10 protein-coding genes are annotated in these 11,971 nt (G+C 67.9%); 4 read left to right on the top strand and 6 right to left on the bottom strand.

All coding sequences use genetic code 11. The annotated features are described in order from the left end of the window. Window positions 1-110 precede the first annotated feature (110 nt). The 4 genes from ETC07_RS00120 to ETC07_RS00105 all read left to right on the top strand — a co-directional run bounded on the left by ETC07_RS00120 (window position 111) and on the right by ETC07_RS00105 (window position 5,007). A complete protein-coding gene (locus ETC07_RS00120) occupies window positions 111-1,391 on the top strand; it encodes an imelysin family protein (RefSeq protein WP_136246516.1) in 1,281 nt (426 codons plus the stop codon). 76 nt (window positions 1,392-1,467) lie between these two features. Beyond that, the gene (locus ETC07_RS00115) at window positions 1,468-2,880 is read left to right on the top strand and encodes a di-heme oxidoreductase family protein (protein WP_136246515.1); all 1,413 of its coding nucleotides are present in this window, start codon (window positions 1,468-1,470) and stop codon (window positions 2,878-2,880) included. Then, the gene (locus ETC07_RS00110; RefSeq protein WP_240724513.1) at window positions 2,880-3,917 is read left to right on the top strand and encodes an imelysin family protein; all 1,038 of its coding nucleotides are present in this window, start codon (window positions 2,880-2,882) and stop codon (window positions 3,915-3,917) included. Before ETC07_RS00115 ends, ETC07_RS00110 begins: the two co-directional genes overlap by 1 nt. Before the next feature lies 1 nt (window position 3,918). Continuing rightward, a complete protein-coding gene (locus tag ETC07_RS00105) occupies window positions 3,919-5,007 on the top strand; it encodes a DUF1513 domain-containing protein (RefSeq protein ID WP_136246514.1) in 1,089 nt (362 codons plus the stop codon). A 36-nt stretch (window positions 5,008-5,043) separates the two neighbouring features. Here the strand turns inward: ETC07_RS00105 and ETC07_RS00100 are convergent, their stop codons facing one another. The 6 genes from ETC07_RS00100 to ETC07_RS00075 all read right to left on the bottom strand — a co-directional run bounded on the left by ETC07_RS00100 (window position 5,044) and on the right by ETC07_RS00075 (window position 11,970). After that, on the bottom strand, window positions 5,044-6,267 hold the full coding sequence (locus ETC07_RS00100; RefSeq protein WP_136246513.1) for a CaiB/BaiF CoA transferase family protein: 1,224 nt from the start codon (window positions 6,265-6,267) through the stop codon (window positions 5,044-5,046). Window positions 6,268-6,278: 11 nt separating this feature from the next. Then, a complete protein-coding gene (locus ETC07_RS00095; protein WP_136246512.1) occupies window positions 6,279-7,460 on the bottom strand; it encodes an acyl-CoA dehydrogenase in 1,182 nt (393 codons plus the stop codon). 124 nt (window positions 7,461-7,584) lie between these two features. Continuing rightward, complete coding sequence (locus ETC07_RS00090) at window positions 7,585-8,826, bottom strand: uracil-xanthine permease family protein (RefSeq protein WP_136246511.1); 1,242 nt, start codon at window positions 8,824-8,826, stop codon at window positions 7,585-7,587. Window positions 8,827-9,016: 190 nt separating this feature from the next. Beyond that, entirely contained in the window at window positions 9,017-10,756 is a 1,740-nt protein-coding gene (locus ETC07_RS00085) for an ABC transporter substrate-binding protein (protein ID WP_136246510.1), read from the bottom strand. A 59-nt stretch (window positions 10,757-10,815) separates the two neighbouring features. Further along, complete coding sequence (locus ETC07_RS00080; RefSeq protein WP_136246509.1) at window positions 10,816-11,088, bottom strand: DUF2160 domain-containing protein; 273 nt, start codon at window positions 11,086-11,088, stop codon at window positions 10,816-10,818. A 12-nt stretch (window positions 11,089-11,100) separates the two neighbouring features. Continuing rightward, a complete protein-coding gene (locus tag ETC07_RS00075) occupies window positions 11,101-11,970 on the bottom strand; it encodes a carbohydrate ABC transporter permease (RefSeq protein WP_240724512.1) in 870 nt (289 codons plus the stop codon). Window position 11,971: the final 1 nt, after the last annotated feature.

Below are 11,971 nucleotides of genomic sequence, written 5' to 3'. Positions count from 1 at the left end.
CCGCGGCGAAATACAAAAACAAATGAGAGATCGTCTCATTAACATTTCGAGGCGATTTCGCTTATCCTTGGTCGGAGACTCACCAACGCCAATCAACAAAGGAAGCCGCGATGCCGACCCCGCTTGCCCTGCGCCCCCTGCGCCGTGCCGTCGCCCTCACCGCCCTGCTGCCGCTCGGCGCCGTCGCCGCCGATGGCGCCACCTCCCCGCAGGTGGTGACCCACTATGCCGACCTGGCCCAGGCCACCTTCCAGGATGCCCTGACCGCCGCCCGGACCCTCGACGCCCGCCTCGACGAGCTGCTCGAGGCGCCGACGGCCGAGACGCTGGCCGCGGCTCGCCAAGCCTGGCGCCGGGCCCGCGTGCCCTATCAACAGAGCGAGGCGTTTCGCTTCGGCAACCCGGTAGTCGACGACTGGGAAGGCCAGCTCAACGCCTGGCCCCTGGACGAGGGCCTGATCGACTATGTCGCCGCCAGCGACTACCAGCACGAGCTGGGCAATGCCGGCGCCACCGCCAACCTGGTCGCCAGCACTTCACTCGAGATCGGCGGAGAGACCCTCGATGTGAGCGAGCTTACCCCCGAGCTGCTGGCCGATCTCAACGAAATCGGTGGTTCCGAAGCCAACGTGGCCACCGGCTATCACGCCATCGAATTCCTGCTGTGGGGCCAGGATCGCCACGGATTCGAGGCCGGCAACGGCGAGCGTCCGGTCAGTGATTACCTGACCGGCGAGGCATGCACCCACGGCCATTGCGATCGCCGCCGCGACTACCTGGACGCGGTCTCCGACCTGCTCGTCTCGGACCTCGCCTGGATGGCCAACCAGTGGGCCCCGGGACAGGACGACAACTACCGTCAGGCGCTGCTCGCCGAGCCCGCCTCCGAGGGCCTTCGCCGCATGCTGTTCGGCATGGGTTCGCTGTCGCTGGGCGAGCTGGCCGGCGAGCGCATGAAAGTCGCCCTGGCCGCCAACTCCGTCGAGGACGAGCACGACTGCTTCAGCGACAACACCCATAATTCGCACTTCTACAACGGCCAGGGCATACAGAACGTCTACACCGGCAACTACGAGCGCCTGGACGGCAGCACGCTCAGCGGCCCCTCGCTCTCCGACCTGGTCGCCGCCGAGGACGCCGAGCTCGATGCCACCCTGAGCGCTCAGCTGGAGGCCACCATGGGCGAGCTCGGCGAGCTAAAACAGGCCGCCGAGGCCGATTCGTCGCCGATGACCTTCGACATGATGATCGCGCCGGGCAACGACACCGGTGCCGCCCTGATCAACGATGCCATCCTGGCGCTGGTCAATCAGACCGGTTCCATCGAGCGGGTCGCCGGCACCCTCGGCGTCACGCACCTGCAACCCGACGACGCCGGCCACCGTTTCTGACACCCGGCATCATGCCCCTGCGGCCGCCGCCGGCACCACCGGCGGCGGCCCCTGTCGTTTCGCATCAGGCCCGCCCATGTTTCGACTCCGCCCTTCCCTGTGCTCTCTGGTCGCCGCCCCGCTCTTCATCACGCTGGCCGGGGCAACCGCCGCCGAGGCGCCACCCATCCAGACCACGCCCGACAGCGGCGGCGATGGTTCGGTGGCCCAGGACGACCACAACGCCTACTCGCTACCGCTCGATAACCTCTCGATGACCAAGCGGCTCGACTTCAGCGTCGGCAACAGCTTCTTCCGCAACCCCTGGGTCGAGGCCCCGGCCAGCACCGAGGCCCGGGATGGACTGGGCCCGCTGATCAACACCAACAGCTGCCAGGGCTGTCACATCAAGGATGGCCGCGGCCATCCGCCGCGCGGTGACGAGCGCGCGGTATCGCTGTTCCTGCGCCTGTCATTGCCCGACGAGGGCGCCGCCCCCGAGACCCTGCGCCGTGTCGGGGTCCACCCTGTCCCCCACTACGGCACCCAGCTCCAGACCGCGGCCATCACCGGCATGCGGGCCGAGGCCGAGATGCACCTGAGCTACGTCGAACGCACGGTGACGCTCGATGACGGCAGTGAGGTCGCGCTCCGGGTACCCGACTACCGGATCCTGGCGCCGGCCTACGGCCCCCTCCCCGAGGCACTGCTCACCTCACCGCGCGTGGCCCCACCGATGATCGGCCTGGGCCTGCTCGAGGCCATCCCCGCCGCGCGCCTCGAGGCCGCCGCCGACCCCCAAGATGTCGACGGCGATGGCCTCTCCGGGCGCGTCAATCGGGTCTGGGACGAACAACGCGACATGACCGTCGTCGGCCGCTTCGGCTGGAAGGCCGGGCAGCCGAGCATCGAGCAACAGAACCTGCACGCCTTCGCCGGCGACATGGGCCTGACCTCGACCCTGGTGCCCCATACCGACTGCATGCCCGCCCAGGGCTGCGATGCCGCGCCCCACGGCGGCGTCCCCGAGGTCAGCGACAAGATCGCCGATTTCGTGACCTTCTACGCCGGCAGCCTGGCGGTGCCCCAGCGCCGCCGCCTCGACGACCCGGCGGTGCAGGCCGGCGCCGAGACCTTCAACACGCTGGGCTGCGCCGGCTGCCACACCCCGCGCCAGCGTACCGCCGAGGATGCCGCCCGCCCGGCCCTGGCCGGCCAGACCCTGTGGCCCTATAGCGATCTACTGCTCCACGACATGGGCGAGGCGCTGGCCGATGGCCGCCCGGAGTTCGAGGCCGATGGCCGCGAGTGGCGCACCCCGCCGCTGTGGGGCATCGGCCTGGCCCAGGCCGTCAGCCCACGGGCCGGCTTCCTGCACGATGGCCGCGCGCGCACCCTCGAAGAAGCGATCCTGTGGCACGGCGGCGAGGCCGAACCGGCCACCGACGACTACCGCGCCTTACCGGCGGCGCGGCGCGATCAACTGATTCAGTTCCTGGAGTCCTTGTGATGCCCTATCGCCCCCTGATCCAGCGGCTCGGCCGCCTCGGCCTGGCGGCGCTGACCCTGGCCGGCTCGCCACTGCTGGCCGAGGATTCGGCCGATGCCCGGGCCCGCTGGCACCAGGCCATCGGCGACCGCTATGCGCTGCTCGCCGAGGCCGGGGCACGACTGGAGACCAGCGCCCACGCCTACTGCGAGGCCCCTGGCCGCGAGCACCGCGCCCGCCTCGAGGACGACTGGCTGGATGCCTACCAGGCCTGGCAGGCGGTGCGCTTCGTCGATTTCGGCCCCATCGAGCAACGCAGCCGCGCCTGGCAGCTACAGTTCTGGCCGGACACCAAGAACCTGGTCGGCCGCAAGGTACAGGCCTGGTTGCGTGCCGACACGCCGCCCAGCATCGAGGCCATCGCCGATGGTAGCGTCGCCGTGCAGGGGTTCCCGGCCCTCGAGTACCTGCTGTTCGACGAGCACCTGGCGAGTTCCGAGGCGCTGGCGGCCCCCCAGGCCTGTGGCCTGCTGCAATCGGTCAGCGGCCATCTGGCCGACACCGGCGCGGCCCTGGTGCGTGACTGGCAAGCCTTCGGCGATCATTACCGCGGCACCGACAGCTACACCGCCGCCACCCTCCAGGCCGGCCTGCAGACCCTCGAATCCCTGGAGGACAAGCGCCTGGCCGAACCGCTGGGCATGGCCGGCCCCCCGGCCAACGGCTACCGCGCCGAGGCCTGGCGCAGTGGCCGCTCGGTGCGGCTGATCGCGGCCAGCCTGGCCGGCCTCCAGGACAGCTTCCTGCCCGGGTTGCGCCCGCTGCTGGCCGAGGGCGGACAGGCCGAACTCGCCGACGACTTCGCCGCGACCCTCGACGCGGCTCGCCAGCGCGCCACCGCCATGGCACCGGGCCTGGCCCCATCGCTGGACGACCCCGAGGCGTTCGCCGAGCTGCAGGGGCTCTACGTCGAGATCGGCCAGCTGAGCTGGCTGGGCCAACGGATCGCCGGCCAGCTGGGCCTGGTCAGCGGCTTCAACGCCAGCGACGGGGACTGACATGCCCGCTAGACGCGAGTTGCTCAAGGCCGGCCTCATCGGCCTGACGTCGCTGGGCCTGCCGGGGCTCGGCCTGGCGGCTAAAGGCCCGGCCGGCGACTGGCTGTTCAGCGCCGCCGACGATGCCGAGGGGCATCGCGTGCTGGGCTATGTGCCGGCCACCGGCGAACGCTTCCGGATCGGTGTCTCGGAACGCTGCCATGGCGGCTGCCGGCGCCCCGGGCGGACCCAGGCGGTGCTGTTCGCGCGCCGCCCGGGGCGCTCGATGCACGTGATCGACACCACGGCGAGGCGCGAGCTCGCCCGCATCGAGGCCCCGGCCGGGCATCACTTCTACGGCCACGGGGTGTTCTCGCCGGAGGGTCGCCACCTCTACGCCACCGTCAATCGCATCGCGGATGGAGCCGGATTGATTCACGTCTTCGATGCCCAACGCGACTATGCCCACCACACCGAGCTCGACCTGCAGGGCATCGGTCCCCATGAGCTACGACTGATGCCCGATGGCGCCACCCTGGCGGTCGGCCTCGGCGGCATCCGCACCCACCCCGACTACGGTCGGGTCAAGCTCAACCTCGACGACATGGCGCCGGCGCTATTGATGGTCGATCGCGTGAGCGGCGAGGTCCTCGAGCGCCATGCGCCGAGTCACCCCCAACTCAGCTGCCGACACCTCGACGTGGGCGCCGACGGCACGCTGATCGCCGGCTACCAGTTCCAGGGCCCGGCCTGGGAACGCCACCCTTTGCTGCTGCGCCGCGGGCCGGGTGGCGATGTCGGCGAGATCGCTCTGCCCGATGGGCTCACCGACGAGCTGCGTCACTACACCGCCAGCATCGCCGTGGCCCGCGACGCCCCTCGCGTCCTGGTCACCGCGCCTCGCGGCCATCGCGTGGTGCTGATCGACAGCCGCGACGGCCGGCTGGTGGCCAGCCACGCCCTACCGGACGCCGCCGGCGCCCTGGCCGACGGCCAGGGCGGGTTCTGGGTCTCATCGGGACGGGGCGACTTCTATCGCGTGGCCGCCGATGGCGCGCCTCCCGAGCGCCTCGAGCACCTCGCCCTCAGCTGGGACAATCATCTCACCTGAGCGTAACGCTCGAGACGCTGACGACACCTGCTGGGGTCACCTGACCACCCCCGCCCTCCTCAGCCGGTCGATATCGGCCGCGGTGAGCCCCATCTCGGCGAGCAGGGCATCGCTGTCCTGCCCAAGCCCCGGCGGCGGCGTCGATGCGGTGGCGCTCTCGCCGTCGAAGCGCAGCGGATTGGCCAGCTGAGGCACGCGACGGCCGTCGGTCGTTTCGAGGAAGCGAGACAGGCCGCGATGTTGCACCTGGGGATCGGCGAGGGCCTCGCAGAGGCCATGGATCGGCCCGGCGGGGATAGCGTGGCCCTCGAGGTCGGCGAGCCAGGCATCACGCGGACGCGCCAGGAAGGCCGCGGCGATCCTCGCGACCAGCTCGTCACGATGCTCGACCCGGGCGGCATTGGTGGCGAAGGCCGGATCCTCGGCCCACTCCGGATGGCCCAGCAACCCGGCCAGTCGCGCGAACTGGGCGTCGTTGCCCACCGCCAGCACCAGGTGACCGTCGGCACAGGCGAAGGCCTGATAGGGCACGATGTTGGGATGAGCGTTGCCGCGACGCGGGGGATCCTGCCCCGACACCAGCGCATTGAGCGCCTGGTTGGCCAGGGTCGCGAGCTGGACGTCGAGCAGTGCCACATCGATGTGGCGCCCCGAAGCGTTCTGACCACGCCCGCCCTGCTGGCGTTCGTGCAGCGCCGCCAACACGCCCACGGTGGCGTAGAGCCCGGTCATCACATCGGTGATCGCCACGCCGGTCTTCATCGGCATGCCGCCGGGCTCGCCGGTCAGGCTCATCAGCCCGCCCATGGCCTGGATCATGACGTCGTAGCCGGCGCGATGGGCATAGGGGCCGTCCTGGCCGAAGCCGGTGATCGAGCAGCCGATCAGCCGCGGGTTAACGGCCTTGAGGCTAGCGTGGTCGAGGCCATGGCGGGCCAGGCCGCCGACCTTGAAGTTCTCCAGCAACACATCGGCCCCGACCGCCAACTCCCGGATCAGGGCCTGCCCCTGTGGGGTGGCGATATCCACGGCCAGCGACTGCTTGCCGCGGTTGGCGCACAGGTAGTAGGCGGCCAGCCGTTCGGCGTCACCCTCGCCGTCGAGCCATGGCGGGCCCCAGCCACGGGTATCGTCGCCACGCTCGGGATGCTCGATCTTGATCACCCGGGCCCCCAGGTCGGCCAGCAACTGACCGGCCCAGGGCCCGGCCAGCACCCGGGAGAGGTCCAGTACCACCACGCCGTCCAATGGTCCGCTCATCGGCGACATCCTCAACAGCTGAACGCTTGGAGGCCGGTCTGGGCACGCCCCAGGATCAGCGCGTGGATGTCGTGGGTGCCCTCGTAGGTGTTGACCGCCTCGAGGTTCATGACATGACGGATCACGTGATACTCGTCGCTGATGCCGTTGCCGCCGTGCATGTCGCGGGCCGTGCGGGCGATGTCCAGCGCCTTGCCGGCGTTGTTACGCTTGATCAGCGAGATCGTCTCGGGCACCAGCTGGCCGGCATCGATCATCCGCCCCACTCGCAGCGCCGCCTGAAGGCCCAGGACGCTCTCGGTCTGCATGTCGGCGAGCTTCTTCTGGATGAGCTGATTGGCGGCCAGCGGGCGGCCGAATTGCCGACGCTCCAGGGTATAGGACCGGGCGGCATGCCAGCACGCCTCGGCGGCACCCATGCTGCCCCAGGCGATGCCGTAACGGGCACGGTTGAGACACGAGAAGGGCCCCTTGAGACCACTGACGTCGGGCAGCCGGGCCTCATCGCCGACCTCCACGTCCTCAAGCACGATCTGACCGGTGACCGAGGCGCGCAGGCTGAACTTGCCCTCGATCGTCGGCGTCGATAGCCCGGCCATGCCGCGCTCCAGCACGAACCCGCGGACCACGCCCTGCTCGTCCCGCGCCCAGATCACGAAGACGTCGGCGATCGGCGCGTTGGTGATCCAGGTCTTGGTGCCGTTGAGCCGCCAGCCCTGGGCGGTGCGCGTGGCGCGGGTCGACATGGCCCCGGGGTCGGAACCGTGGTCGGGCTCGGTGAGGCCGAAGGCGCCGACCCACTCGCCGCTGGCCAGTTTCGGCAGATACTTCTCGCGCTGGGCCTCGCTGCCGAAGGCATGGATCGGGTACATCACCAGGCTCGATTGCACGCTCATCGCGCTGCGGTAGCCGGAGTCGACCCGCTCGACCTCGCGGGCGATCAGCCCATAGCTCACGTAGTTCAGGCCGGCGCAGCCATAGCCCTCGAGGGTCGCTCCCAGCAGGCCGAGCGCGCCCATCTCGGTCATGATCTCGCGTTCGAAGTGCTCATGCCGGTTGGCCTCCAGGACCCGTGGCAATAGCTGCTCCTGGCAATAGTCATGAGCGGTCTGCTGCACCAACCGCTCGTCGTCATCGAGCTGGTCGGCCAGCCGCAGGGGGTCGTCCCAGGTCATGGGGGTGATCTCGCTCATGGGGAGACGCTCCATTTAATGTCTACATTTTATAGAAATGTAGACCAAAGCCTCCCACCCTGCCAAACCACCCTCGCCGCCCCCTCGAAGGCGGGTCAGCCGGCGACACGTCCTACCGCGGCCGCTACTCCTCTTCGGCGCGCGGCAGGATGGCGTTGAGCAGGATACCCACCAATGCCGCGAGCCCCACGCCCTGCAGGGTGAACTGGCCGCCGCCGAGCTGCATGCCGCCGATGCCGAAGACCAGGATCAGCGACACCACCACCAGGTTGCGCGGCGCGGTCAGCGGCTTGCCGGCCCTCACCAGGGTGTTCATGCCGACCACCGCGATGGAGCCGAACAGCAGCGTCATGATGCCGCCCATCACCGGGGCGGGAATCGTCTGCAGCACGGCGCCGAGCTTGCCCAGGAAGGACAGCAACACGGCGATCACCGCGGTGACCAGCATGATGCGCGGATTGAAGGCACGGGTCAGGGTCACCGCCCCGGTGACCTCGGAATAGGTGGTATTGGGCGGCCCGCCGAACAACGAGGATGTGCAGGTCGCCAGGCCATCGCCCAGCAGCGTGCGATGCAGCCCGGGCTTGTCCAGGTAGTTGCGACGCGTCACCGAGCCGATGGCGATCATGTCGCCGATATGCTCCACCGCCGGGGCGATCGCCACCGGGATCATGAACAGCACCGCGGCCCAGTGAAAGCTCGGCGCCACGAACTCAGGCCATGCAAGCCAAGCCGCATCACGCACCGGGGAATAGTCGACCACGCCCATCAACGCGGCCATCGCGTAGCCGGTGGCGATACCGCCGAGGATCGGGATCAGCCGGATCATGCCGCGACCGAACACCGCCAGCACCAGGGTCACCAGCAGGCTAGCCATGGACAGCAGCATGGCACGACCATAGCCGATGGCCTCGCTGGTGCCGCCGGTGGCCATGTCCACCGCGACCGGCGCCAGCGCCAGGCCGATCACCATGATCACCGGCCCCACCACCACCGGTGGCAGGAGGTGATGCAGCCAGACCGTGCCCTTGAGCCGCACGATCTGCGAGAGCAGCACATAGACCAGCCCCGCGGCCAGCAGCCCGCCCAGGGTCGCCGACACCCCGAAGCTCGCCACCGAACCCTGGATGGGGGCGATGAAGGCGAACGACGAGGCCAGAAAGACCGGCACGCTGTTGCGGGTCACGGCGTGAAACACCAGGGTGCCGATGCCCGCGGTGAACAGCGCCACGTTGGGATCGAGGCCGGTCAGCAGCGGCACCAGCACCAACGAGCCGAAGGCCACGAACAGCATCTGGGCACCGACCACCAGGGTGCGCAGGGGAGAATCGGCCGGGGAGACGGCGGCCGCCGCATTATTGCTCATATCTGGAACTCCGGGTCATCGGGCAATCGATCGCGCGGTATTCTACCAACTTCGACACGCCGGGGTAGCGCGCCGAGCGGCGTAGCGCCCAGGGTCAACCGATGGGATGGCTGACATGCAGAGCCCCGCCAAGCGTGAACTCAGCGGGGCTCGAGTGTCGCGGCAGAGAGCCGCTAGCGTGCCGTGTACCTCACCGCGTACCGGCGGACATCCATTCCTCCATCATGACGTCGTAGGGCACGGTCTGGCCTTGCGGCATCTCGTCGTCGAGCCTGGCCTTGGGTGCCCCATCCTGGGAGAGCCAGTACTCGGGATCCCGCTCCTCGTTGAGGTTCGGCGCATAGGTCTCGAACACCTTGGCCCGTGCCAGGCGCGACATGATGCTGTCCAGGTCACCGGCCAGGTTATCGAGCGCCTCCTTGGGCGAGATATCGCCGCTGACGGCGGGCGACAGGTTCTGCCACCACAGCGGAGCCATGCGCGGATAATCGGGCACGTTGGTGGAGGATGGCGTCCAGCTGGACTCGTTGGGGCTGCGGTAGAACTCCACCAGACCACCCAGCTTGGGTGCCATTTCCGTCATCTGCTCGGAGAAGATATCGGACTGCCGAACCGGCGTGAGGCCGGCCATCAGCTTCTCGAGCGACACCGTCTTGGAGACCGTGAACTGCGCAAACAGCCAGGCGGCGGTGCGGCGGTCCTCCGGGGTCGAGTCGAAGAAGGTCCAGCCGCCCACGTCCTGATAACCGATCTTCATGCCGTCTTCCCAGTAGGGCCCGGTGGGTGACGGCGCCATGCGCCATTTCGGGTTGCCCTCTGCGTCGGTCACCGGGAGCTCGGGGGCGGTCATGTCCGCCGTGAAGGCGGTGTACCAGAACATCTGTTGGGCGACGTTACCCTGGGCCGGCACCGGGCCGGCTTCGCCGAAGGTCATGCCGCTGGCCTCGGGCGGGGCATACGCGTCGAGCCAGTCGACCATCTTGGTCACGGCAAACACCGAGGCCGGCGAGTTGGTGGCCCCGCCGCGCGACACGCTGGCCCCGACCGGCTGGCTCTGCTCGTTGACGCGGATACCCCAGTCGTCCACCGGATTGCCGAATGGCACGCCGGGGCTCCCCATGCCGGCCATGGAAAGCCAGGAGTCGTGGAAGCGCCAGCCCAGCGAGGGGTCACGACGGCCGTAATCCATGTGGCCGTAGACCCGGGTGCCATCGATCTCGCCGACATGCTCGGTGAAGAACTCGGCGATGTCCTCGTAGGCGGTCCAGTTGGTCGGCACGCCCAGGTCATAGCCATAGATCTCGCGGAACTGATCCTGCAGGTCCTCACGCTGGAACCAGTCATAGCGGAACCAGTAGAGATTGGCGAACTGCTGGGTCGGTAGCTGATAGACGCTGCCATCCGGCCCGGTGCCATACTGCAAGCCGATGAAGTCATCGAGCGCCAGGGTCGGCAGCGTATAGTCGGCCCATTCGTTGTCCATCGCCCGAGACAGATTCACGGTCGTGCCATAACGAATATGCGTGCCGATGGAGTCGGTATCGTTGACATAGCCATCGTAGATGTTGCGATCCGACTGCATCTGGGTCTGCATGTTATTCACCACATCACCCTCGCCGATGATGTTGTGGGTGAGGTCTATGCCGGTCAGTTCGCTGAAGGCTTCGGCGAGCACGTCACGCTCGTAGGTATGCGTCGTCAGGCCCTCGGCGACGGTGTTGATCTCCATGCCCCGGAAGGGCTCCGCCGCCTCGGCGAACCACAGCAGCTCCTCGATCTGCTGCTCTCGCGTCAGCGTCGAATCCTGAAAATGCTCATCGACCAGGCGCTCGGCGATGGCCCGAGCATCATGATCGTCGGCCTGCAGCGCTCCGCTCGCCAGCATCACACTGGCCGCCAGCAGAGAGAGTCGCATTGTTGTCGCTTTCATATAGACCTCATCGTTTGTTGTGATCGTTCTTCCATGAACCTTCGGCTCCCTGCATTCGGTCAGCCCCAGCGCATCAACACCAGCATCCAGAGGATCGAGGCTGCCAGGGCCATCCAGATACTCAACGGCGTGAATCCCACCACCATGAGATGAAGATAGGCGGCACTCAGCAGGCCGATGAAGAGTCGATCCCCCCGCGTGGTCGCGATCGGCAAGAACCCTCTACGCTCGATCGAGGGCGAGGCGATCTCCCAGACGGTCATCCCGGCCAGGATCGCGGCGATGACCGGGAAGAAGACCAGGGTCGGCGTGGTCCAGACCATCCATTCCATACCTCAGCCTCCTCAGGTCCGCCCGAGGGCGAAGCCCTTGGCGATATGATTGCGAACGAAATAGACGACGACGATGCCGGGCAGGATGGTCAAGGCGCCGGCCGCTGCCAAGGTCCCCCAGTCGATCCCCGAGGCTCCCTTGGTCTGGGTCATGACCGAGGCGATGGGTTGGGCATTGGTCGCGGTCAACGTGCTGGCCAACAGCAGCTCGACCCAGGAGAACATGAACAGGAAGAACAACGTGACGCCGATCCCCGAGCTGATCATGGGCACGAAGATGCGGACGAAGAAGCGCGGGAAGCTGTAGCCGTCGATGAAGGCGGTCTCGTCGATCTCCTTGGGCACCCCGCTCATGAAGCCTTCGAGGATCCACACCGCCAGGGGGATATTGAACAGGCAGTGCGCCAGGGCCACGGCGACATGGGTGTCGAAGAGCCCGACCGTGTAGTAGAGCTGGAAGTACGGCAGCAGGAACACCGCCGGTGGCGCCATCAGGTTGGTCAGCAACCAGAAGAACAGATGCTTGTCGCCGATGAACTGATAGCGACTGAAGGCATAGGCCGCCGGCAGGGCCACCACGATGCTGATCGCCATGTTCATCGCCACGTAGGTAATGGAGTTTACATAACCCATGTACCAGTTCGCGTCGGTGAAGATCTTCGCGTAATGCTCGAGGGTGAAGTCCTCGGGCCACAGGGTCAGCCCGCCTAGTATCTCGGTGTTGGATTGGAAGGACATGTTGAGCAGCCAGTAGACCGGCAGCAGCACGAAGACGATATACGTCGCCATCAGGGCACGCTTGCGCCACTGGCGCGTCACCGGGCGCGCCTGACGGCGACGCCGGGCATCGGCAGCGGGGCTGTTGCTCGTCGAATCGGTCATC

It is taken from the genome of Halomonas borealis (genome assembly GCF_004798905.1).
Classification (GTDB): domain Bacteria; phylum Pseudomonadota; class Gammaproteobacteria; order Pseudomonadales; family Halomonadaceae; genus Halomonas; species Halomonas borealis.
This window is presented reverse-complemented; position numbering and strand designations above follow the sequence as displayed.

What these genes read in the sequence shown, in the direction of transcription:
- ETC07_RS00075 (WP_240724512.1), bottom strand. Translation starts at nt 11,970, where the DNA reads ATGACCGATTCGACGAGCAACAGCCCCGCTGCCGATGCCCGGCGTCGC.
- ETC07_RS00110 (WP_240724513.1), top strand. Translation starts at nt 2,880, where the DNA reads ATGCCCTATCGCCCCCTGATCCAGCGGCTCGGCCGCCTCGGCCTGGCG.
- ETC07_RS00095 (WP_136246512.1), bottom strand. Translation starts at nt 7,460, where the DNA reads ATGAGCGAGATCACCCCCATGACCTGGGACGACCCCCTGCGGCTGGCC.
- ETC07_RS00085 (WP_136246510.1), bottom strand. Translation starts at nt 10,756, where the DNA reads ATGAAAGCGACAACAATGCGACTCTCTCTGCTGGCGGCCAGTGTGATG.
- ETC07_RS00105 (WP_136246514.1), top strand. Translation starts at nt 3,919, where the DNA reads ATGCCCGCTAGACGCGAGTTGCTCAAGGCCGGCCTCATCGGCCTGACG.
- ETC07_RS00090 (WP_136246511.1), bottom strand. Translation starts at nt 8,826, where the DNA reads ATGAGCAATAATGCGGCGGCCGCCGTCTCCCCGGCCGATTCTCCCCTG.
- ETC07_RS00080 (WP_136246509.1), bottom strand. Translation starts at nt 11,088, where the DNA reads ATGGAATGGATGGTCTGGACCACGCCGACCCTGGTCTTCTTCCCGGTC.
- ETC07_RS00120 (WP_136246516.1), top strand. Translation starts at nt 111, where the DNA reads ATGCCGACCCCGCTTGCCCTGCGCCCCCTGCGCCGTGCCGTCGCCCTC.
- ETC07_RS00100 (WP_136246513.1), bottom strand. Translation starts at nt 6,267, where the DNA reads ATGAGCGGACCATTGGACGGCGTGGTGGTACTGGACCTCTCCCGGGTG.
- ETC07_RS00115 (WP_136246515.1), top strand. Translation starts at nt 1,468, where the DNA reads ATGTTTCGACTCCGCCCTTCCCTGTGCTCTCTGGTCGCCGCCCCGCTC.